The sequence below is a fragment of the Streptomyces sp. NPDC053513 genome (assembly GCF_044544765.1).
Lineage (GTDB): Bacteria > Actinomycetota > Actinomycetes > Streptomycetales > Streptomycetaceae > Streptomyces > Streptomyces litmocidini.
Map to the genome: position 1 here is coordinate 1 of NZ_JBITXP010000037.1, position 19,291 is coordinate 19,291.

Genomic DNA, 19,291 nt, shown 5'->3' on the forward strand with positions numbered 1-19,291 from the left:
CGCCGCTGAAGGGCGCCGTCCCGTGTGCCCACCCGTCCCGCCCCAGCGGGACGACTGCCCACACGGGCAGCGGGGAGCCGCCCCGCAGGGCGCGGGCCCCACACGGCGGGTGGGCGGGGGCACCGCCCTGAAGGGTGCGGCTCACGCGGGCTGGGAGAGCCGCCCGGCAGGGTGCGGGCGGGGTCCGATGGGGCTAGGTCGGGGGGTTGGGGGAGCGGCGGATCGGGAGGAGGCGGGAGCCTGCCATGTGTTCGCCGAAGCGGTCGTCCGGGTTGGACAGGACGCAGGTCTCCAGCGAGAGGCACCCGCACCCGATGCAGTCCGTCAGATGGTCACGGAGCCGGCCGAGCTGCCTGATGCGCTCGTCGAGTTCCGCGCGCCAGGCCTCGGAGAGCCGGGCCCAGTCCTCGTTCGTGGGCGTGCGCTCCTCGGGGAGCTGGGCCAGTGCCTCCCGGATGGTGGCCAGGGGGATCCCGACCCGTTGCGCGGCCCGGACGAAGGCGACCCTGCGGAGCGTGTCGCGGCCGTAGCGGCGCTGGTTCCCGCTGGTGCGGCGGCTGCTGATGAGCCCTTTCGCCTCGTAGAAGTGCAGGGCGGAGACCGCGGCCCCGCTGCGGGCGGAGAGCTGGCCGACGGTGAGTTCGTGGAGCGTCTCTGGAATATGCGGCACTCGGGGAACCCTACTGGTGCCGCGGCGTCCGCTCCGGCGGCGGCCGTTGACAGCGGCCCTCGCACCCCACATGCTGAGCAAGCGCTTAGATACCGACCAATGGGTATGCCGTACCAGAAGGGACGAGGACACATGGCCGAGCCGAGGATCTTCACCTCCGCCGAGGAGCTGCGCGCGGGAGTGGGCGAGCAGCTGGGGCACAGCGACTGGCTGGAGATCGACCAGAAGCGGATCGACCTCTTCGCGGAGGCGACCGGGGACCACCAGTGGATCCACGTGGACCCCGAGCGCGCCAAGACCGGCCCCTTCGGCACGACGATCGCGCACGGCTACCTGACCCTGTCCCTCCTGCCGCTGTTCGTGCCGCAGGTGCTGCGGGTCGAGGGGATGAAGATGGGCCTCAACTACGGGACGGAGAAGGTGCGCTTCCCCGCCCCGGTCCCGGTCGGCTCGCGCCTGCGCGCCACCGCGGTCCTGACGAAGGTCGAGGAGGCGGGCGGCGGCGTGCAGGTGACGGCGGCGGTGACCGTGGAGCGCGAGGGCTCCGAGAAGCCGGTCTGCGTGGCCGAGTCGGTCTCCCGCTACTACTTCTGAACGCCGACCATCCGGAGGACGAGGTCGGCGTAGAGCACGCCGATCTCGTCGGCCGTCCGGCGGCCCTGCGTGTTGAACCAGCGCGAGACGTCGATGCAGAGGGAGAGGACGGCGACCGCGGTGCCGGACACGTCGAGCACGTCGAACTCGCCCGCCGCCGCGCCCTCTTCGAGGATCCGGCGCACGGTCGCGTCGGACTCGCGGCGCAGCTCGATGATCTCGGCGCGGTGCTCGGGGCCGAGCGCGTCGAGCTCGTACTGGACGACGCGCGCGGTCGTGTGGCGCTCGGCGTGCCAGCGGACGAAGGAGCGGACGGCGTCGGCGAGCCGCTCGGCGGCGGTGCCGTCGCCGTCGGCCGCGGCCCGGAGGATCTCCAGGGCCTTGTCGTGGCCGATGCGGCTGATCCTGTGGAGCAGCTCTTCCTTGGTCTTGTAGTGGATGTAGAGCGCGGCGGGGCTCATCCCGGCGCGGCCCGCGATGTCCCGGGTGGTGGTGGCGTGGTAGCCGCGCTCGGCGAACGCCTCGACGGCGGCCACGAGCAGCCGCCGGGCCGCCTCGGGCGTGACCTCGCCCCAGGGCATGTCCTCGCCTCCGGGCGTCTCCTCGGCCGCGCTCATCCCACACTCCTTCTCGGTCCCCGTCAGGACGAACACCATACAACGAGGGTGAGCAAGCGCTTAGATCCTCGGGCGCTCAGAGCTTCTGGAAGGGGTCGTGCTCGGCGAGGAGCTTCTCCAGGCGGGCCTGGTCGACCCGGCTGACGATCTGGCCGGCCTCCTGGCGGTCGCGGACGACCTTGGCGAGGGTGAAGGCCGAGGTCGTGAGGTAGAGGACCGAGATCGCGAGGAAGGCCCGGACCCAGGCGCTGGCGTCGAGCTGGTAGACGCCGATGGCCACGGCGGCGATCGCGATCCCGAAGGAGATGACGGCCTGCATGTAGTAGGCGGCGGTGTTCTGCTGCTTGACCGGTGTGTCGCTCATGCCGCACAGGATCGGACGGATGTGGTCGGCGCCACATCCGTCCGCGTACTCAGCGACGTACTCAGAAGGCCGAGACCCCCGTCAGCGCCCGGCCGATGATGAGCTTCTGGATCTGGCTGGTGCCCTCGTAGAGGGTCATGACGCGGGCGTCGCGCACCAGCTTCCCGACCGGGTACTCGTCGATGTAGCCGTAGCCGCCGAAGACCTGGAGGGCGTTGTTCGCGGCGCGGACGGCGGCCTCGGAGGCGTACAGCTTGGCCTTGGAGGCGGCGGTGGCGAAGTCCCGGCCCCGGTCGATCAGGTCGGCGACCCGCCAGGTGAGCAGCCGGGCGGCGTCCACGTCGACGGCGATGTCGCTGAGGAGTTCCTGGACCAGCTGGTACGAGGCGATGGGCTTGCCGAACTGCTCGCGCTCCCCCGCGTACCGCACGGCGGCGTCGAGGGCGGCCTGCGCGATGCCGACGCAGCCGGCGGCGACCGACATGCGCCCCTTGGCGAGGGCGGACATGGCGACGGCGAAGCCCTTGCCCTCGGGGCCGAGCACGGCGTCCGCCGGGACGCGGACGTCCTCCAGGACCAGCTCGGCGGTGGCCTGGCCGCGCAGGCCGAGCTTGCCGTGGACGGGGCGGCGGGTGAGGCCGGGGGTGTCGGTGGGGACGAGGAAGGCGGAGACGCCCTTGTGGCCGGGCGCGTCGTTCGTGCGGGCGAAGAGCAGGACGACGTCGGCCCAGGTGCCGTTGGTGATGAACATCTTGCCGCCGTTGACGACGTAGGCGTCGCCGTCCCGCACGGCGCGGGTGGCGAGGTTCCCGGCGTCGGAGCCGGTGCCCGGTTCGGTGAGGCCGAAGCAGCCGAGCGCCTCGCCGGTGGCGAGCCGGGGCAGCCACTCCCGCTTCTGCTCCTCGGTGCCCCAGGAGGCGATCGTCTTGGCGACCAGGCCGAGGGAGACGGAGACGATGCCGCGCACGGAGGAGTCGCCACGCCCCAGCTCCTCGGTGACGAGGCAGTACGCGAGGTGGTCGCCGCCCGAACCGCCGTACTCCTCCGGGATCGTGAGCCCGAGGAAGCCGACGGCGCCGAGCTTCTTCACGATGCCCCGGTCCACCTCCTCGGCCCGGTCCCACGCGGCGGCGTGCGGGGTGACCTCGCGCGCGACGAAGTCCTCGGCGAGCCGCCGTACGGCCTCCTGCTCCTCGCTCAGTTCCAGATTCATGCGGTGCCACCCCACTCGGCCGTTTAATTACCACTGCTAGTTTTTCTGGTGCGGGCCTACTATGTGCGCCATGGCCCGACCGCGCAAGCCCCTGCTCAGCCGAGAACGCATCGTCGAGACGGCGGGCGCGCTCGTGGACGCGGAGGGGCTGGCGGCGCTGTCCACCCGGCGGCTCGCCGCCGAACTCGGCGTGAGCGGGCCCTCGCTCTACAACCACTTCCGCACGAAGGACGAGATCCTCGACGCGGTCGCGGACGCGGTGAGCGCGAAGATCGACCTGTCGATGTTCGCGGCGGACGACGGCCGGGACTGGGGGACGGCGCTGCACGACTGGGCGGTCTCCTACCGCGCCGCCCTCGCCGACCACCCGCACATCGTCCCCGTCCTCGCCCAGGGGCCGGGCCGCCGCCCGGCGGGCCTGAAGGTCGCCGACGCCGTCTTCGGCGCCATGGTCCGGGCGGGCTGGCCCCCGGCCCAGGCCACCTCCATCGGCGCGCTGATGCGGTACTTCGTCACCGGCTCCGCCCTCGGCTCCTTCGCCCGCGGCTTCGTCGACGACGAGACGGCCTACGACCCGGCCGACTACCCCCACCTCGGCCAGGCCCACCTCCTCGCGGAGCGCCGCCAGAAGGTCGACGAGGGCGCGTTCGAGACTGGCCTGCGGGCGCTGCTCGACGGTCTGCGGCTGCAGTACGAGGCGATCCCGGCCAGGGCGCCTCAGGGTTCGGCCGCCGCCGAAACGTGAGTGCGGGAGGCTTGCCCCATGGCAGCCAGTGATCTCGCCGCGCTCGCGGCGCTCTTCGCGGACGAGAGCCGCGCCGCGTTCCTGCTCGCCCTGCTCGACGGGCGGGCCTGGACCGCCGGGGAACTCGCCCGGCACGCCGGGGTGGCGCCGTCCACCGCCAGCGAGCACCTCGGGAAGCTGGTGGCCGGCGGGGTGCTCGCGGAGGAACGGCAGGGCAGGCACCGGTACGTGCGGCTCGCCGACCCCGGGATCGCCCACCTCGTGGAGGACCTGGCCGCCCGGTCCGCGCCGGAGGCGTCCGCGCCGTCGCGCTCGCTGCGCGCCGCGAGCGCCGGGCGGGCGATGGCGCGCGGCCGGACCTGCTACGACCACCTGGCGGGACGGCTCGGCATCACGATCGTCGATGCGATGACGGAGCGCGGACTGCTGCGCCAGGACACCGGGTTCGCGCTCACGGACCGGGGCCTGGCCTGGTTCGACGAGCAGGGCATCCCCCTCGTGCGGAAGGGGCGGCGGCCCGTCGCGCGCGGCTGCCTCGACTGGACCGAGCGCCGCCCGCACCTCGCGGGGCTCGCGGGCGCCGCACTGTGCCGGCACGCGCTCGACGCCGGGTGGTGCGTACGGATCGGGTCCGAGCGGGCGGTGAAGGTGACCCCGACGGGCGAGACGGCCCTGCGGGCCTGCCTGGGCATCCCGCCGACGGCCCTGCGCTGAGCGGGCCCGGCACCGCCCTGCCGAGCCGGCGGCGCGGCCATGCCCGGCGCGGCGGCGTCGCCCTGCCCACCGGGGGGCCGCTCCGAGCCGGCGGGCTCCCGCCCGGCAGGGCCCGGCCGCGCCCGGCAGGAGCCGGGGCCGCTCCCGGCCCGTCCCCGCCCCGTGCCGCCCCGCCCGATATTGCGGTGAGCGCCGAACGGTTCGCCGCCTACCGTCGGGGCATGCAGAAGCAATCCTCCCGGCTCGCGCCGGTCGCCGCCGGTGTCACCGTGGTCCTGTGGGCCTCCGCCTTCGTCTCCATCCGCAGCGCCGGGGCGGCCTACTCCCCCGGCGCGCTCGCGCTCGGCCGGCTGCTCGCCGGGGCGCTGGTCCTCGGGGTCGTGCTCCTGGTGCGGCGGGAGGGGCTGCCCCCGCGGGCCGCCTGGCCGGGGATCGTGACCTCGGGGCTGCTCTGGTTCGGGGTCTACATGGTGGTCCTGAACTGGGGCGAGCAGGAGGTCGACGCGGGCACGGCGGCGATGGTGGTGAACACGGGGCCGATCCTGATCGCCCTGCTCGGCGCGCGGTTCCTCAAGGAGTCGCTGCCGCCCCGGCTGCTGGCGGGCATGGCGGTCTCCTTCGCGGGGGCGGTGACCGTCGGCCTGTCGATGTCCGGCGGCGACTCCGGCGGGCACACCTCCGTGCTCGGGGTGGTCCTCTGTCTGCTCGCGGCGATGGCGTACGCGGGCGGGGTCGTGGCCCAGAAGCCGGCGCTCGCGCACGGCAGCGCGCTCCAGGTGACGACCTTCGGGTGCCTGGTGGGGGCGGCGGCCTGTCTGCCCTTCGCCGGGCAGCTGGTCGAGGAGGCGGGCCGGGCCCCGCTGCCGGCGACCCTGAACATGGTCTACCTGGGGGTGTTCCCGACCGCGCTCGCGTTCACGACCTGGGCCTACGCCCTCGCCCGTACGACCGCGGGCCGGATGGGCGCGACGACGTACGCGGTGCCCGCGCTCGTCGTGGTCCTGGCGTGGGTGTTCCTGGGCGAGCTGCCGGGTCTGCTCACGCTCGCCGGGGGCGCGTTGTGCCTCGCGGGCGTGGCCGTATCCCGCTCCCGGGCGCGGGCCGCCGCGACCGCCGGAACGGCTGAATCCACCTGACAGGTCATACCGCCGGTTCCGGTCAGTTCGCGGGCGTCCCGTGGGGGGCGGGCGCCCGCGACCTGGGAGGAAGACGCGCGTCAAGCCCCAGTTCCAGCCGGGCGGGCGAGAAGCCACGTTTCGCCGCTCCCCGGCCGGATAGTTTCGAGGCGGTCACAGGCGTAGGCCGGAACATAACGCTCCGGCACCTTCTCGCAAGCCCACGGGGGAGCTCATGGCGATTCAGCAGCGGGCGGAGCGGACGAGACAGGAGATCCTGTCGTCGGCGGCGCGGGTGTTCGACAGGGTGGGGTACGAGCGCGCGTCCCTCGCCCGGATCGCCGGCGAGGCCCGGCTGACGACCGGCGCCCTGGTCTTCCACTTCGCCACCAAGTCGGACCTGGCGACCGCGGTGCGCGGGCGGGCCCGCGCGGTCACCCGGATCACGGTCGAATCGGCCTGCTTATCCATGGAGGGGGTGGGCGGCACCGCCATCGACAAGCTGGTGATCACCACCCACGCGCTGATCCGGCTCTTCGAGACCGACCCCGTGGCGCGGGCCGGCGAGCGCCTCGCCCGCGAGCTGCAGTCGGCCGAGCCCGGGCCCGGGCAGGAATGCCCCTGGCGGCGCGAGGTGAGCCGTCTCGCGCGGTACGCGGTGGCGGAGAAGGCCCTGCGGCCGGGCGTGGACGCGACGGCGGTGGCGGCGCTGATCGGCTACGTGATCACCGGGGTCGAGCTGGAGATGCGCCGTCCGAGCGCCCCGGCCGACGAGTTCTGGCCCGCGGAGAGCGGCGCCCTGCACGATCCGGCCGAGGAACGGCTCCGCCGCATCTGGGAGCTCATCCTGCCGGGGCTCGTCCACCCCGGGGCCCCGGCGGCCCAGGTGCTGTCGAAGGAGCCCTCGCAGGGCAGGTCAGCGACCGCCTCCTGACTCCAGCAGGCGACGGGCGAAGACCGTCAGTGAACGTCCGACGCGCTCGGCCGACAGGCCGAGCTGGTGCCGCTGGAACTGGAAGAGTTCGGGCGACAGCGGACTGAGCGCGATGTCGATCAGCGGATCCGGGTCCTCGACCCCGTGGTCGACCAGCAGGGTGCGCACGTGGACGCGCCAGAAGCCGTACGCGCCCGTCCGGAACCGCGCGGGGCCGGTCTCCGCCCCCAGCGCCAGCGGCAGATGCCGTTCGAGCAGATCGAGCATCGCCAGATAGAACGCCGCGAGCCGCTCCCCGGCGGGTGCGCCGGGTCCGAGCGGCGGCGGTCCGTAGATGAGCTGCCCCTGCAGCCGGCGCTCGTGCTCGTCGAGCAGCGCCACGGCGACCGAGGACGGGTCGGGGAAGCTGCGGTACAGCGTGGCGCGGCCGACGCCCGCCGCCTTGGCGATCCGGTCCATGGTGACCGATCGCGGGTCCTGTTCGGCGAAGAGCTGCTCGGCCGCCGCCAGGATCTGGGCACGGTTGCGCTCCGCGTCCGCTCGTCGGCGCGGGGCGACCGGCTGCTCGTCCGCGGCCTGAAGATCGCCGAGGAGCCCGCCGACCCGGTGCACGGAGGAGGCTCCACGACCTCGCTGCTCTTCCTCGCTCATGGACCAGACCTTACTTCCCCCGGGGCTAAGTGGACACCTTGTCCGTTTGCCATGTTGCATGGCATGCTAAACGGACTCAGTGTCCACTTATCCGCTCGCCATCCCGCCCCAGGGAGATCCAGATGCACACCGCGCTCCTCGCCGCGGCCCTGCTGGTCGGCTGCCTCCTGGCCGTCCAGGCCTCGGTGAACCTCCAGCTCAACTCGGCCGTCGGCACCCCGTACGGCGCTTCGACCATCCAGCTCGGCGTCGCGACCACGCTGCTCGTCGTGCTCGCGGTGGCGGCCGGCGCGCTCGGCGCGCTCGGCAAGCTGCCCGACGTGGAGTGGTGGCAGCTGCTCGGCGGACTCGCCAGCCCCCTCTACATCACCAGCGGCATCCTGCTGTTCCCACGGCTCGGCGCCCTCGCCGCCGTCGGACTCTTCGTCACCGGCCAGATGTTCGCCTCGCTCGCCCTCGACCTCTTCGGCCTCCTCGGCCTGAAGCAGAAGGACCTGAGCGTCGGCATCGTCCTCGGCGCCCTCGCCGTCCTCGCGGGCATCGTCGTGATCATCCGGGGCATGAAGGCCGCGGCCCCTCCCGGCGCCCCCAAGATGTCGAGCGCCGGCCGCGTCGGCTGGCTCGTCCTCGGCATCGTCGCCGGCGGTGTGCTGCCGGTCCAGGGCGCGGTCAACGCCCAGCTGCGCGCCCAGCTGAAGGAGCCCATCACCGTCGCCGTGATCAGCTTCGCCGTGGCGACCTTCACCATCGCCGTCGTCCTGCTCGTGCTCTACGCGACCCGGAAGACCCCGAAGCCCAAGATCGCCCCGCTGAAGAAGATGCCCTGGTGGGGCTGGCTCGGTGGCGCCTGCGCCGCCGCGTACGTCACCGGCACCTTCCTGCTCATCCCCACCATCGGCGCGGCCGTGACCATCGCCCTCACCGTGACGGGACAGCAGCTGACCTCCGCCCTGATCGACCACAAGGGCCTGTTCAAGCTCCCGCAGCGCTCCCTGACCAAGCCGCGCGCCCTGGGCCTCGCCCTGCTGATCGCCGGCTCCCTGACCATCCAGCTCGTCTGACCGAGGCCGGCGCCCCCGGGCCCCGGCCCGGGGCCCCCGGCCCGCTCGGTGCGTCATGAAAGGTGAACCGTGAGAACCTCCTACACCGCCGGGCCGGACATCCACGTCCTCCCCTCGGCCCTGCCCATCCCCGGCCTCGGCGACCAGCCGGTGAACGCCTTCCTCGTCCGGTCCGGACAGCCGCTCCTCGTGGACACCGGCATGCCCGTCGACCGGGAGGGCTTCCTGGACTCCCTCTGGTCGCTGATCGACCCGGCCGACCTGCGCTGGGTCGTCGTCACCCACGACGACCGCGACCACACCGGCGCGCTCGGCCGGATCCTGGAGGCCGCGCCGCACGCGAAGGTGCTCGCCAACGCGATATCAGTGACGCGAATATCGGAGGAGTTCAGCATTCCGCAGGACCGGGTAGTAACTGCGAACCCGGGAAGTCGCGTGAAAGTCGGAGACCGTGAGCTGAGCTTTCACCGGCCGCCCACCTTCGATTCACCCGGAACCCTCGCCGTGTTCGACCACTCCGATGGAACGCTCTACAGCTCCGACAGCTTCGGCACCGTCGTCGAAGAAATTCGCCAGGACTTCACCGACCTTTCCGAGGAAGAATTCTTCCACGGCTTCGAAGTGCTGAACCGTGCAATAGCCCCGTGGACCGCGCTGGTCGACGAGGCGAAGTTCCTGCGGCCGGTGCGCGAGCTGGCCGCACTGCGTCCCGCGCGACTGCTCAGCGCCCACGGGCCGACCGTCGAGGAGAGCGCCGTGCCCCGGCTCTTCGAGGCGATGGCCCGCATCCCGTCCCTGCCCGCCTGGCTGCCGGACGCCGACCTCGACCTCGAGGCGGCGCTCGACGCCCACGAGTCCAGCGCCGGCTGAGCACCGCTCCGTCCGCGCACCTGAACAGAGGAGAACCATGTCCGACCCGACCACCGCCGATCTGACCCCGCCGCGCGGAGTCGTCACCGTCTTCTCCGACATCTGGTGTTCCTTCGCGCACATCGCCATCCACCGGCTGCACGCCACCCGGACCCGCCTCGGTCTGGAGGAGCAGGTCTCCTTCGACCTGCGCGCCTTCCCGCTGGAGCTGCTGAACGACGCCCCGAGCCCGCGCCCCGGCACGGACAGCGAGGTCGCCCGGATGGCCAGCCTGGAGCCGGCCGCCGGCTGGCAGCTGTGGCAGGCCAAGGACTGGCTGTACCCCTCGACGACGCTGCCCGCCCTGGAGGCGGTGCTCGCCGCCAAGGAGCAGAGCCTGAACGCCTCGGAGCAGCTCGACCTCGGGCTTCGCCGGGCCTTCTGGGCCGAGTCGCGCTGCATCAGCCACCGCAAGGTGATCCTGGACGTGGCCGCCGAGACGGGCGCCGTCGACGTCGACGCCCTCACCGAGGCGCTGGACGACGGGCGGGCCCGCCGGGCCCTCGCCGACCAGGCCGCGCTGTCCAAGAGCGACCGCGTGAACTGCAGCCCGCACCTGTTCCTGCCCGACGGCTCCGACCACGCCAACCCCGGCATCGACGTGGGCTGGGAGGGCGCGTACGGCATCGGCTGGCCGGTGATCGCCTCGGACGACCCGAAGGTGTACGAGGACATCCTGCTGCGGGCCGCCACGGAGTAGCGGAAAAGGCCGCCGGCGGCGGCAAATAAGAGAACGACGGCCAGGCATTCCCTTTCACGGAATGCCTGGCCGTCGTTCCTTTTTTCCTCCGGCAGAACATCGCGGTGATTATTAATTGCGTGACCCGCCCGTTATTCGCAAGGCCGCTCGAAGCTCCTAAAGTCATTCACGCCGCCGGAATTCCGGACGGGTTTCGTATCGACAGCAGGAGTTCTCATGTCGTTGACCGACAAGGCAGACGTCAGCACCTTCGTCGACCTCACCCAGCACGAGATCGAGGCCCTGAAGACCCGCTTCAACCTGGCCGACGCCCACACGCACCAGCGTCAGTCCGCCTCTCAGGAGCGGATCGTCTCGCGGCTTCCCGAGCTCTGGCACGAGTCGGAGACGAAGCAGCAGGCGCACTTCGAGCGCCAGTTCGTCGACGCCTTCTTCCGTCTGCACCAGCAGCCCACCGCCCGGGCGATGGACCGCACGCTCCTCTCCTACTCCGCCAGCGTCTCCACCATGGTCGCCGGCATGTTCCTCAAGCAGCGCGGGATGTCGGTGCAGCTGGTGGAGCCCTGCTTCGACAACCTGGTCGACCTGCTGCGCAACATGCAGGTGCCGCTCGGGCCGGTCGACGAGTCGGTGCTGCACGACAAGGACGCCATCTACGACCGCCTGGTCGAGGCGATCGACGCGGACGCCATCTACCTGGTCGACCCCAACAACCCGACCGGCTTCACGCTGCTCGCCGAGAAGCTGGAGGGCTTCCGCGAGGTCGTCCGCTACTGCGTGGACCACGACAAGGTCCTGGTGATGGACTTCTGCTTCGCCTCCTTCGCGCTGTGCGACGAGGGCATCGGCCGCGTCGACATCTACAAGCTCCTGGAGGAGTCCGGCGTCACCTACATGGTCATGGAGGACACCGGCAAGACCTGGCCGATCCAGGACGCCAAGTGCGCCATGATCACCTCCAGCCGGGACATCCAGGAGGAGGTCTACAACCTCCACACCAGCGTCCTGCTGAACGTCTCGCCGTTCGTCCTCAACATGGTCACGCAGTACATCGAGGACTCCATCGAGGACGGCTTCGCCTCGGTCCGCGACATCATCAAGACCAACGGCGACGCCGCCCGCGCCGCCCTCGACGGCACCATCCTGGAGTTCCAGGAGCCGGTCGTCGGCACCAGCGTCGCCTGGTTCCGCATCAAGCCGGAGCACCTGACCGCCACCCAGCTCCAGGCCGTCCTCTTCGACGAGGAGGTGTACGTCCTGCCGGGCACCTTCTTCTACTGGAACACCAAGGAGAAGGGCGAGCGCTTCGTCCGCCTGGCCCTGGCCCGCGAGCCCGAGGTGTTCGCCGGCGCGATGGAGCGGATGCGGAAGGTGCTCGAGCGCTATGCGGCCTGACACCACCCCCGAGGCGGCTGACCACGCCCCCACGGTGTTCATCGACGCCACCCTCTTCATGGGCATGCACAGCGAGGACAACGCCGTCCGCAGCGGCGCCAAGGCCTTCTTCGTCGGCCGGCTGGCCGCCGGGGAGGCCGGCCGGGTCCTGATGAACTGGGAGCAGGTCGGCCGCTGCGACGACCTGGTGTGGGGCTACGAGCGGAAGCTCCAGGACGAGTACTACCCGTTCATGGACGTCCTCCACACCGACCTGGCCATCGACCGCGTCCCGTACGACGAGGACGACCTGCGGCGGGCCTTCACCACCCCCTCGCTCGAAGGCCTGCCCACGCACGAGCGCCTGCTCCTCGCCCAGGTCATCGGCCGGGGCGGCACGCTGCACACGGCGAGCCCCCGGCTGCTCCGGAGGACCGACCTGCCCGTCGTGCCGGTCGGCGCCGCAGCGGAGGCCTCGTTCCCCGCGTACCTGGAGGACCTCTACCGGCGCTCGCTGGTGCTGACGGTCGACTCCGACAACCTCTGAAGCCATTTCGAAGGGCACCCCACTCATGCCTGACACCTACTCCGGGACCGTCGTCCCGCTGATCACCCCCCTCGACGAGCACGGCACCGTCGACGAGCAGAGCGTCGTCCGGCTCCTGGACCACATCCGGGCCGAGGTCACGGGCCTCATGCCGGCCCTGACCTCGGGCGAGGGCTGGAAGCTCGACGCCCGGCAGTGGCAGGACGTCGTCACGTACACCGTCAAGCACGCCGACGGCCTCCCCGTGCTCGCCGGGATCCAGCTCCCCGACACCGCCTCGGTGATCGAGCGGGCCCGCACGGCCGCCGAGATCGGCGCCGACGCCGTCGTCGTCACCACGCCGTTCGGCGCCGACGTGACGCAGGACCAGATCGTCGAGCACTACCGGGCGATCCGCGCGGCCCTCGACATACCGATCTTCCTCTACAACGAGGAGGCGCTGTCGGGCAATCGCATCGAGTTCGAGACCCTGATCCGGATCTGCAAGGAGATCCCCGGGATCGTCGGCATCAAGGAGTCCAGCGGCGACGCCGCCTTCACCCGCAGGATGGCCGAGGCCGGCACCGGCATCCCGGTCTTCGAGGGCTGGGAGAACCTCCTCGTCGACGCCCGCGGCATCCAGGGCTTCATCGGCCCGCTGGCCAACCTCGAACCCGGCCTGTGCAACGCCATGCTGGTCGACCCGACCCCGGACCGCCAGGCGGAGATCAACGCCGTCTGCGAGAAGTACGGCGTCTTCAAGGACGACTGGTACCGGTGGGTGAAGGAGGAACTGCACACCCGCGGTGTGATCTCCTCCCCCACCGTCCACGAGGAGGCGAAGGCGGCATGAGCACCACCCCCGCCTCCCCCACCGCCGAATCCGCCGTCCCGGTGGCCGCGCACTCGATCGCGGCCCCGGCCGCGACCGCGCAGCGCGAACTGCACGCCCTCTACCGGCGGGTGCCCAACCTCGGCGACTACGGTTCGATGACCGCGATCGAGGAGCGGTGGATCCTGCCGAAGGCGCGGGCCTACGAGGCCTCCGCCCCTCGCTTCGGCTCGGCCGGCGAACTGCTCCAGGCGCTCAAGGAGTTCCTCGCCGAGGAGGAGGCCGCGCTCCCGGAGAGCGCGACCTTCCTCGCCGAGCACGCGACGCTCGACCAGTTCAAGGTGATCGTCCGGCAGTTCGCGCTCGACGGGCTCACCGAGTCCGAGTCGCTGCTGCCGGTCGTCCCCCGGCTGCCGTACCGCTCGGCGATGGCGGTCTTCCGGGTCCTCATCGACGAACTCGGCTGCGGCAACGAGGAGAAGGCGCACTCCCAGCTCTACCGGGACCTGCTCAGCGAGTTCGGCATGAGCCTGGAGCTCGACGACTACCTCGACGAGACGACCCCGGAGTGCTACGCGTACGTCAACATGTTCCACTGGCTGGCGAGCCGCGCGTCGTCCCCGCAGTACTTCCTGGGGGCGTACGCCTACTTCGAGACGAGCGTCCTGTACGCCTTCCAGAGCTTCGCCCGAGCGGCGCGGCGCCTCGGGGTCGTGAACGACGCCTACTACACCGAGCACCTCTACATCGACTCGTACCACTCCAACCACATGCGTACGGCGATCCGCGCGCTCGACGAGCCGGACTTCGCGAAGATCTGGGCGGGCGTGCGACTGGCCTCCGACATCGTCGGCGAGGCCCAGGAAGCGGCGATCGCACTGGCGCGGGAGACCGTCGCATGACGGCCGTGCCCGCCGGGCGGCAGGGCTCCGGCGAGCCCGTCGTCCGCCAGGTGACCGAGGACCTGGTCCTGGTCGAGGTCGGCGGCCGCAAGGTCCTCGCGGCCGCCCTCTGCCCCCACCGCGGGGGCCGGCTCAAGTACGGCAGGGTCGACGGGGACAGGCTGCGGATCACCTGCCCCCTGCACCACACGACCTTCGACCTGACCAGCGGCGAGCGCCTCTCGGGGGCGGCCTGCGCCGCCCTCCGGGTGGTCGACGTGCTGCCCGGCCAGGGCCGTCCCGAGGATCTCGTCGGGGGCGCCTCATGACCACCACACCGACCGGGGCGGCGTCCGACGTGACGCCGCCCCGTGCGGCGGTCGACCACGACGGCATCGCTCCGGTGCCCGAGGCGGAGCGCACCTCCACACCGGGCGACTTCGGCTGGATCTGGCCCTCCGCGCAGTTCTCGTTCGGCACGGTGGTACTCGGCGCGCTGCCCGTGGTCTTCGGTCTCGGCTGGTGGGCGTCGGCGAGCTCGATCGCGGCGGGCGTCGCCGTCGGGACGGCGCTGCTCGCGCCGCTCGCCCGGTTCGGCGTCCGCACCGGCACCAACGATCCGGTGTCGAGCGGGGCGCACTTCGGGGTGCGGGGCAGGGTCGTCGGCAACGTCATCACGGTGGTGACGGCGCTCGGCTTCTTCGCGATCGCGGTGTGGACGGGCGGCACGGCCGTCATGGTCGCGGGCCACCGGCTGTTCTCCACGCCCACGGGGCCGGGCGCGCTGACCGTCGCGATGTTCGTGACGGCGGCGGCGGTCGCGCTGGTCGCCGTGCGCGGCCACGAGACGCTGGTCCGCACGTACCGGATCACGGCGGTCACCGGCGGGGCGGTCCTGCTCGGCACCGCCCTGGTCCTCGCGCCGAAGTTCGACGCGGGCTACGCCGGCGGGGCGCTGGCGCTCGACAGCACCCTGCACACCTGGCTGCTCGCGGCGACCGCGTCCGCGACCGTGCCCCTGTCGTACGCCACGTTCCAGGGCGACTACACCCGCTACATGCCGGCCACCACCCCCACCGGCCGGGTGGTGCGGGCGAGCGGCGTCTCGATGTTCCTCAGCAGTCTCGCGGCGCTGCTCACCGGCGCGTACGTGACGACGCTCTTCCCCGTGCCCGACGAGCCGTGGCTGCAGGGCCTCACGGACGCCGTGCCGGGCTGGTTCGCGGTGGCGGTCGTCGTCTTCGGCTTCGCGGGCACCCTGCCGCAGGCCGGACTGTGCCTGTACGCGGCCGGGCTCTCCGCCAACTCGGTGTTCTGGCGCTCCTCGCGGGCCGCCGTGACCACGGTGGTCGCGCTGCTCGCGGCGGCCGTGCTGTACCTCGGGGCGGTGGTGTACGACGCCATGGACGCCATGTCGGCGTTCGTGACGCTGCTGCTCACGGTCGTGGCCCCGTGGGCGGCCGTGCTCTCCGTCGGGTACGTGCTCCACCGGGGCCGGTACGACGCGGAGGCGCTGCGGACGTTCGCCACGGGCGGTGGCGGACGGTACTGGTACACGGGCGGGGTCAACCCGCGGGCCGCCGCGGCCTTCGCGGCCGGCGCGTTCGTGGGGGTCCTCTGGGTCAACAACCCGCTGTACACCGGCCCGTTGACCGTCCTGACGGGTGGGGTGGACCTGAGTCTGCCGGCCTCCTTCCTGGTCGCCGCCGTCCTGTACGGGGTGGTGTGCCGGGTGTGGCCGGAGCCGCTGCTGCCGCCGTCACGAGTTCCGAGGTGATCCCATGTCCATGGTCCGGCTGACGGTGAGCTCGGTCGTCGAGGAGGCGGACGGCGTACGGGGGCTGCTCCTGGCCGACCCCACGGGCGCCGACCTGGCGCCCTGGGAGCCCGGTGCCCACCTGGAGGTGACGCTGCCGTCCGGCACGATCCGGCACTACTCGCTCTGCGGCGACCCGGCGGACCGGAGCACGTACCGGCTCGGGGTGCTGCGCGAACCGGCGGGCCGGGGCGGCTCCGAGGAGATCCACACCGCCGTCGACGAGGGCACGGTCCTCGCGGTGCGCGGCCCGTTCAACCGCTTCCCCCTGGTGCCCGCCGAGCGGTACCTGTTCGTCGCGGGCGGCATCGGCATCACCCCCCTGCTGCCGATGGTCCGCTCCCTGCCGCCGGGCTCGTGGTCCCTGCTGTACGGCGGCCGGAGCCTGGCGTCCATGGCGTACCGCGAGGAGCTCGCCGGACTCCCGGGGGTCACGCTCGTCCCGCAGGACACGGAGGGTCTGCCCGACCTGGACGCCGTCCTGGCCGGGCAGCCCGCCGGGACGGCCGTGTACTGCTGCGGGCCCGAGGGGCTGCTGCGGGCCGTGGAGGAGCGGTGGACGGGACCGCTGCACATGGAGCGGTTCGGTGCGGCGCCGGTGGAGGGGTCCTCCGGCGAGGGCGGGTTCGAGGTCGAGCTGCGGCGGACCGGGCGGACCCTGCGCGTGGAGCCCGGACGGACCCTGCTCGACGCCGTGCGCGAGGTGGTGCCGGGTGTGGCGTACTCCTGCGAGGAGGGCTGGTGCGGCACCTGCGAGACGAAGGTGCTCGCCGGGACGCCCGAGCACCACGACTCCGTCCTCGGCGAGGACGAGAAGGCCTCGGGGACGACGATGATGATCTGTGTGGGGCGCTCGCGGGGCGAGCGGCTCGTGCTGGATCTCTGAGCCGTCGGAGCCCGTACCGGCAGGCCGCCGGTACGGGCTTCCGCGTGCCGGACTCCGGGTCAGAAGACGACCAGGGCCCGGCCTCCCTTGCCCGCGAGCATGTTCTCGAAGGCGCCCGGGATGCCCTCCAGGGTGATCCGCTCGGTGACGAGGGCGCCGAGGTCGAACCGGCCCGCCCGGATGTGCTCGGCGATCACCGGCAGGTCCTCGGCCGGGTTCGAGTCGCCGTAGACGCAGCCCGCCAGGGTGCGGCCCCAGTGGAAGATCTCCAGGGCGTTGAAGGTGACCTGCTGGTCCTTGCCGCCGATGCCGACGACCGTGGTGCGGCCGCCGCGCCGGGTGGACTCCCAGGCGGTGCGGATGGTGACGGCCCGGCCGACGCACTCGACGGCCACGTCGACGCCCTGTCCCCCGGTCAGCTTCCGGATGTCCTTGGCCGTGGTCCCGGAGGCGACGACGTACTCGGTGGCGCCGGCGGCCCGCGCGAGCGCCTCCTTCTCCGGGGAGACGTCCACGGCGACGATCGTCGACGCGCCCGCGATCCGGGCGGCCTGGAGCGTGGCGAGGCCCACCCCGCCGACGCCGAAGACGGCGACGGTCTCGCCCTCCCGGACCCGGGCCGAGTGGTGGACGGCGCCCCAGCCGGTGAGGACGGCGCAGCCGAGGAGGGCGGCGTCGGTGAGCGGCACGCCTTCCGGGGCGGGCAGGACGCAGTTCGCGGCGACGACCGTCTCCTCGGCGAAGGCGGCGACGTTGAGTCCGGGGTGGAGGTCCCTGCCGTCCTCGGTGCGGGCGTGGACGTTCGCGGCGCCGGTCAGGGCGTTCGCGCAGAGCCAGACCTCGCCCAGCGAGCAGGGGTGGCAGCTGCCGCAGGACGGCGCCCAGTTGAGGACGACGCCGTCGCCGGGGGCGACGTGGGTGACGCCCTCGCCGACGGAGACGACGGTGCCCGCGCCCTCGTGGCCGAGGACGGCCGGGACGGGCACGCGCATGGTGCCGTTCGAGAGGGAGAGGTCGGAGTGGCAGACCCCGGCGGCGGCGAGCCGGACCCGGACCTGGCCGGGACCGGGCTCGGGGAGTTCGATGCCGGTGATCTCCAGCGGAGAGCCGACGGCGGGCAGGACGGCGGCGCGGATCACGCGTCTCTCCTCGGTGCCTAGAATTGCAGGGACTTGGTCTGGAGGTACTCGGCGAGGCCGTGCGCGCCGAGCTCCCGGCCGACGCCGGACTGCTTGTACCCGCCGAAGGGGGCCAGCGGGTTGAACCGGCCGCCGTTGATGTCGACCTGGCCGGTGTCCATGCGGCGGGCGAAGGCGACGGCCGCCTCGGGCTCGCCCCAGACGGCGCCGGCGAGACCGTACACGGTGCCGTTGGCGATGGCGAGGGCCTCCTCCTCGTCCTCGTACCTCAGGAGCGAGACGACGGGGCCGAAGATCTCCTCCTGCGCGATGGTCATGTCGGGGGTGACGTCGGCGAAGACGGTCGGGGAGACGTAGTAGCCGGTCTCGCGCGGGGCCTCGGGGCCGCCGGCGACGAGCCGGGCGCCCTCCTCGATCCCCTTCTCGATGTAGCCGCGGACGCGCTGCTGCTGCCTGGCGTTGACGAGGGGGCCGACGCGCTCACCGGGGACGTACTTGGCGACGGCCTCGGCGGCGAGCGCCACCGCCTCCTCGTACCGGTCGGCGGGGATCAGCATCCGGGTCCAGGCGCTGCACGTCTGGCCGGAGTTGGACATGACGTTGGCGATGCCGACGGCGACGGCCCTGGGGAGGTCGGCGCTCGGCAGGATCACGTTGGCGGACTTGCCGCCGAGTTCGAGCGCGACCCGCTTGACGGCGCCGCCCGCGAGGGCGCCGATCTTCTTTCCGACGGCGGTGGAGCCGGTGAAGGAGACGAGGTCCACGTCGGGGTGCTCGGCGAGCGCCTGCCCGGCGACCGGGCCGAGGCCGGTGACCAGGTTGAAGACGCCGGCGGGGATGCCCGCCTCGTGGACGGCCTCGGCGAAGAGCTGTGCGGTGAGCGGGGTGTCCTCGGCGGGCTTGAGGACGGTGGTGCAGCCGGCGGCGAGGGCCGGGGCGACCTTGGCGACGATCTGGTGGAGCGGGTAGTTCCAGGGGGTGATCGCGGCGACGACGCCGACGGGCTCGGCGTAGACGGTGGAGTTGCCGACCTTCTCCTCGAAGGGGTGGGTGGCGGCGAGTTCGGCGTACGAGCCGGCGACGGCGATCGGCAGTCCGGCGTGGACGGCGGCGGCGAGCTGCGGCGGGGCGCCGAGCTCGGCGGTGACGGTGGCGGCGATCTCATCGGCGCGGGCGGCGAGCACGTCGCGGAGGGCGGCGATCCGGGCTCCGCGCTCGGCGGGCGGGGTGGCCGCCCAGCCGGGGAGCGCGGCGCGGGCGGCGCGCACGGCGGCGTCGACGTCCTCGGCGGTGCCCGCCGGGACGTGGGCGATGACCTGCTCGGTCGCCGGGTCGATCACCGGGATGGTGTCCGTGGAGGAGGCGGGGCGCCACTCCCCGCCGATGTACATCGCGTCGTGGGCCTTCATCCGCTGTCTCCTCAGGTCGCCCGTGCGTGGTCCGTGCCGCGGTCCGTGCGTGCCGTACGCGGCCCGTGCGTGGTCCGACCCAAACTAGCGATGTTAGTTTTCCGGCGCCAGGGTCCGCCGGAGTGCCCCGGGTCTCACCGG

The 19,291-nt window shown here is 72.5% G+C and carries 22 protein-coding genes; 15 read left to right on the forward strand and 7 right to left on the reverse strand.

From position 1 onward, the window contains the following. Positions 1-193: 193 nt before the first annotated feature. Positions 194-670, reverse strand: coding sequence for a redox-sensitive transcriptional activator SoxR (gene soxR / locus ACIGW4_RS35495; protein ID WP_123450695.1), 477 nt, complete (start codon positions 668-670; stop codon positions 194-196). A 132-nt stretch (positions 671-802) separates the two neighbouring features. Between soxR and ACIGW4_RS35500 the strand changes: the two genes are divergently transcribed. Beyond that, positions 803-1,264 carry a MaoC family dehydratase gene (locus ACIGW4_RS35500; protein WP_123450697.1) on the forward strand — a complete coding sequence of 154 codons (462 nt, stop codon included), beginning with the start codon at positions 803-805 and terminating at the stop codon, positions 1,262-1,264. Here the strand turns inward: ACIGW4_RS35500 and ACIGW4_RS35505 are convergent. From ACIGW4_RS35505 to ACIGW4_RS35515, 3 genes are all read right to left on the reverse strand, one after another. Continuing rightward, positions 1,255-1,881, reverse strand: a complete 627-nt coding sequence (locus ACIGW4_RS35505; RefSeq protein WP_123457234.1) for a TetR/AcrR family transcriptional regulator — start codon at positions 1,879-1,881, stop codon at positions 1,255-1,257. The genes ACIGW4_RS35500 and ACIGW4_RS35505 overlap by 10 nt on opposite strands. Before the next feature lie 76 nt (positions 1,882-1,957). After that, on the reverse strand, positions 1,958-2,245 hold the full coding sequence (locus ACIGW4_RS35510; protein ID WP_123450699.1) for a YiaA/YiaB family inner membrane protein: 288 nt from the start codon (positions 2,243-2,245) through the stop codon (positions 1,958-1,960). A 61-nt stretch (positions 2,246-2,306) separates the two neighbouring features. Beyond that, the gene (locus ACIGW4_RS35515) at positions 2,307-3,458 is read right to left on the reverse strand and encodes an acyl-CoA dehydrogenase family protein (RefSeq protein ID WP_123450701.1); all 1,152 of its coding nucleotides are present in this window, start codon (positions 3,456-3,458) and stop codon (positions 2,307-2,309) included. Positions 3,459-3,519: 61 nt separating this feature from the next. Between ACIGW4_RS35515 and ACIGW4_RS35520 the strand changes: the two genes are divergently transcribed. From ACIGW4_RS35520 to ACIGW4_RS35535, 4 genes are all read left to right on the forward strand, one after another. Then, the gene (locus tag ACIGW4_RS35520; RefSeq protein WP_399585674.1) at positions 3,520-4,203 is read left to right on the forward strand and encodes a TetR/AcrR family transcriptional regulator; all 684 of its coding nucleotides are present in this window, start codon (positions 3,520-3,522) and stop codon (positions 4,201-4,203) included. Positions 4,204-4,221: 18 nt separating this feature from the next. Continuing rightward, positions 4,222-4,917 carry an ArsR/SmtB family transcription factor gene (locus ACIGW4_RS35525; protein WP_398710681.1) on the forward strand — a complete coding sequence of 232 codons (696 nt, stop codon included), beginning with the start codon at positions 4,222-4,224 and terminating at the stop codon, positions 4,915-4,917. A gap of 221 nt (positions 4,918-5,138) precedes the next feature. Beyond that, positions 5,139-6,053, forward strand: coding sequence for a DMT family transporter (locus ACIGW4_RS35530; RefSeq protein WP_398710680.1), 915 nt, complete (start codon positions 5,139-5,141; stop codon positions 6,051-6,053). Between the two features lie 214 nt (positions 6,054-6,267). Beyond that, positions 6,268-6,966 carry a TetR/AcrR family transcriptional regulator gene (locus tag ACIGW4_RS35535; RefSeq protein WP_123450707.1) on the forward strand — a complete coding sequence of 233 codons (699 nt, stop codon included), beginning with the start codon at positions 6,268-6,270 and terminating at the stop codon, positions 6,964-6,966. Here ACIGW4_RS35535 and ACIGW4_RS35540 read toward each other — a convergent pair. Beyond that, the gene (locus tag ACIGW4_RS35540) at positions 6,949-7,617 is read right to left on the reverse strand and encodes a TetR/AcrR family transcriptional regulator (RefSeq protein ID WP_398710679.1); all 669 of its coding nucleotides are present in this window, start codon (positions 7,615-7,617) and stop codon (positions 6,949-6,951) included. The two genes, ACIGW4_RS35535 and ACIGW4_RS35540, sit on opposite strands and share 18 nt — an antisense overlap. Before the next feature lie 122 nt (positions 7,618-7,739). Here ACIGW4_RS35540 and ACIGW4_RS35545 point away from each other — a divergent pair, with 122 nt between their 5' ends. From ACIGW4_RS35545 to ACIGW4_RS35590, 10 genes are all read left to right on the forward strand, one after another. Next, positions 7,740-8,678, forward strand: coding sequence for a DMT family transporter (locus ACIGW4_RS35545; protein ID WP_093876891.1), 939 nt, complete (start codon positions 7,740-7,742; stop codon positions 8,676-8,678). Positions 8,679-8,747: 69 nt separating this feature from the next. Further along, on the forward strand, positions 8,748-9,548 hold the full coding sequence (locus ACIGW4_RS35550; protein WP_123450711.1) for an MBL fold metallo-hydrolase: 801 nt from the start codon (positions 8,748-8,750) through the stop codon (positions 9,546-9,548). A gap of 37 nt (positions 9,549-9,585) precedes the next feature. Continuing rightward, positions 9,586-10,287: a DsbA family protein gene (locus tag ACIGW4_RS35555; protein WP_123450713.1), complete on the forward strand. Its 702-nt coding sequence runs from the start codon at positions 9,586-9,588 to the stop codon at positions 10,285-10,287. Between the two features lie 216 nt (positions 10,288-10,503). Continuing rightward, positions 10,504-11,682: an aminotransferase class I/II-fold pyridoxal phosphate-dependent enzyme gene (locus ACIGW4_RS35560; RefSeq protein ID WP_123450715.1), complete on the forward strand. Its 1,179-nt coding sequence runs from the start codon at positions 10,504-10,506 to the stop codon at positions 11,680-11,682. Then, on the forward strand, positions 11,672-12,208 hold the full coding sequence (locus tag ACIGW4_RS35565) for a DUF6190 family protein (RefSeq protein ID WP_399585681.1): 537 nt from the start codon (positions 11,672-11,674) through the stop codon (positions 12,206-12,208). The genes ACIGW4_RS35560 and ACIGW4_RS35565 overlap by 11 nt, the downstream gene beginning before the upstream one ends. A 25-nt stretch (positions 12,209-12,233) precedes the next feature. Continuing rightward, positions 12,234-13,040 carry a dihydrodipicolinate synthase family protein gene (locus ACIGW4_RS35570; RefSeq protein ID WP_123450719.1) on the forward strand — a complete coding sequence of 269 codons (807 nt, stop codon included), beginning with the start codon at positions 12,234-12,236 and terminating at the stop codon, positions 13,038-13,040. Continuing rightward, positions 13,037-13,921 (forward strand): iron-containing redox enzyme family protein, encoded by an 885-nt coding sequence (locus ACIGW4_RS35575; RefSeq protein ID WP_399585683.1) that lies wholly within the window; start codon positions 13,037-13,039, stop codon positions 13,919-13,921. Before ACIGW4_RS35570 ends, ACIGW4_RS35575 begins: the two co-directional genes overlap by 4 nt. Beyond that, positions 13,918-14,229, forward strand: coding sequence for a Rieske 2Fe-2S domain-containing protein (locus ACIGW4_RS35580; protein WP_123450723.1), 312 nt, complete (start codon positions 13,918-13,920; stop codon positions 14,227-14,229). The genes ACIGW4_RS35575 and ACIGW4_RS35580 overlap by 4 nt, the downstream gene beginning before the upstream one ends. Further along, positions 14,226-15,677: a cytosine permease gene (locus ACIGW4_RS35585; RefSeq protein WP_260174261.1), complete on the forward strand. Its 1,452-nt coding sequence runs from the start codon at positions 14,226-14,228 to the stop codon at positions 15,675-15,677. Before ACIGW4_RS35580 ends, ACIGW4_RS35585 begins: the two co-directional genes overlap by 4 nt. Positions 15,678-15,681: 4 nt before the next feature. Beyond that, complete coding sequence (locus tag ACIGW4_RS35590; protein ID WP_221211236.1) at positions 15,682-16,602, forward strand: PDR/VanB family oxidoreductase; 921 nt, start codon at positions 15,682-15,684, stop codon at positions 16,600-16,602. A 59-nt stretch (positions 16,603-16,661) separates the two neighbouring features. On the opposite strand, the gene ACIGW4_RS35595 is transcribed toward ACIGW4_RS35590, so the two are convergent. After that, on the reverse strand, positions 16,662-17,741 hold the full coding sequence (locus tag ACIGW4_RS35595) for a Zn-dependent alcohol dehydrogenase (protein ID WP_359589416.1): 1,080 nt from the start codon (positions 17,739-17,741) through the stop codon (positions 16,662-16,664). Between the two features lie 17 nt (positions 17,742-17,758). Beyond that, a complete protein-coding gene (locus ACIGW4_RS35600; protein WP_399585686.1) occupies positions 17,759-19,150 on the reverse strand; it encodes an aldehyde dehydrogenase family protein in 1,392 nt (463 codons plus the stop codon). Positions 19,151-19,291: the final 141 nt, after the last annotated feature.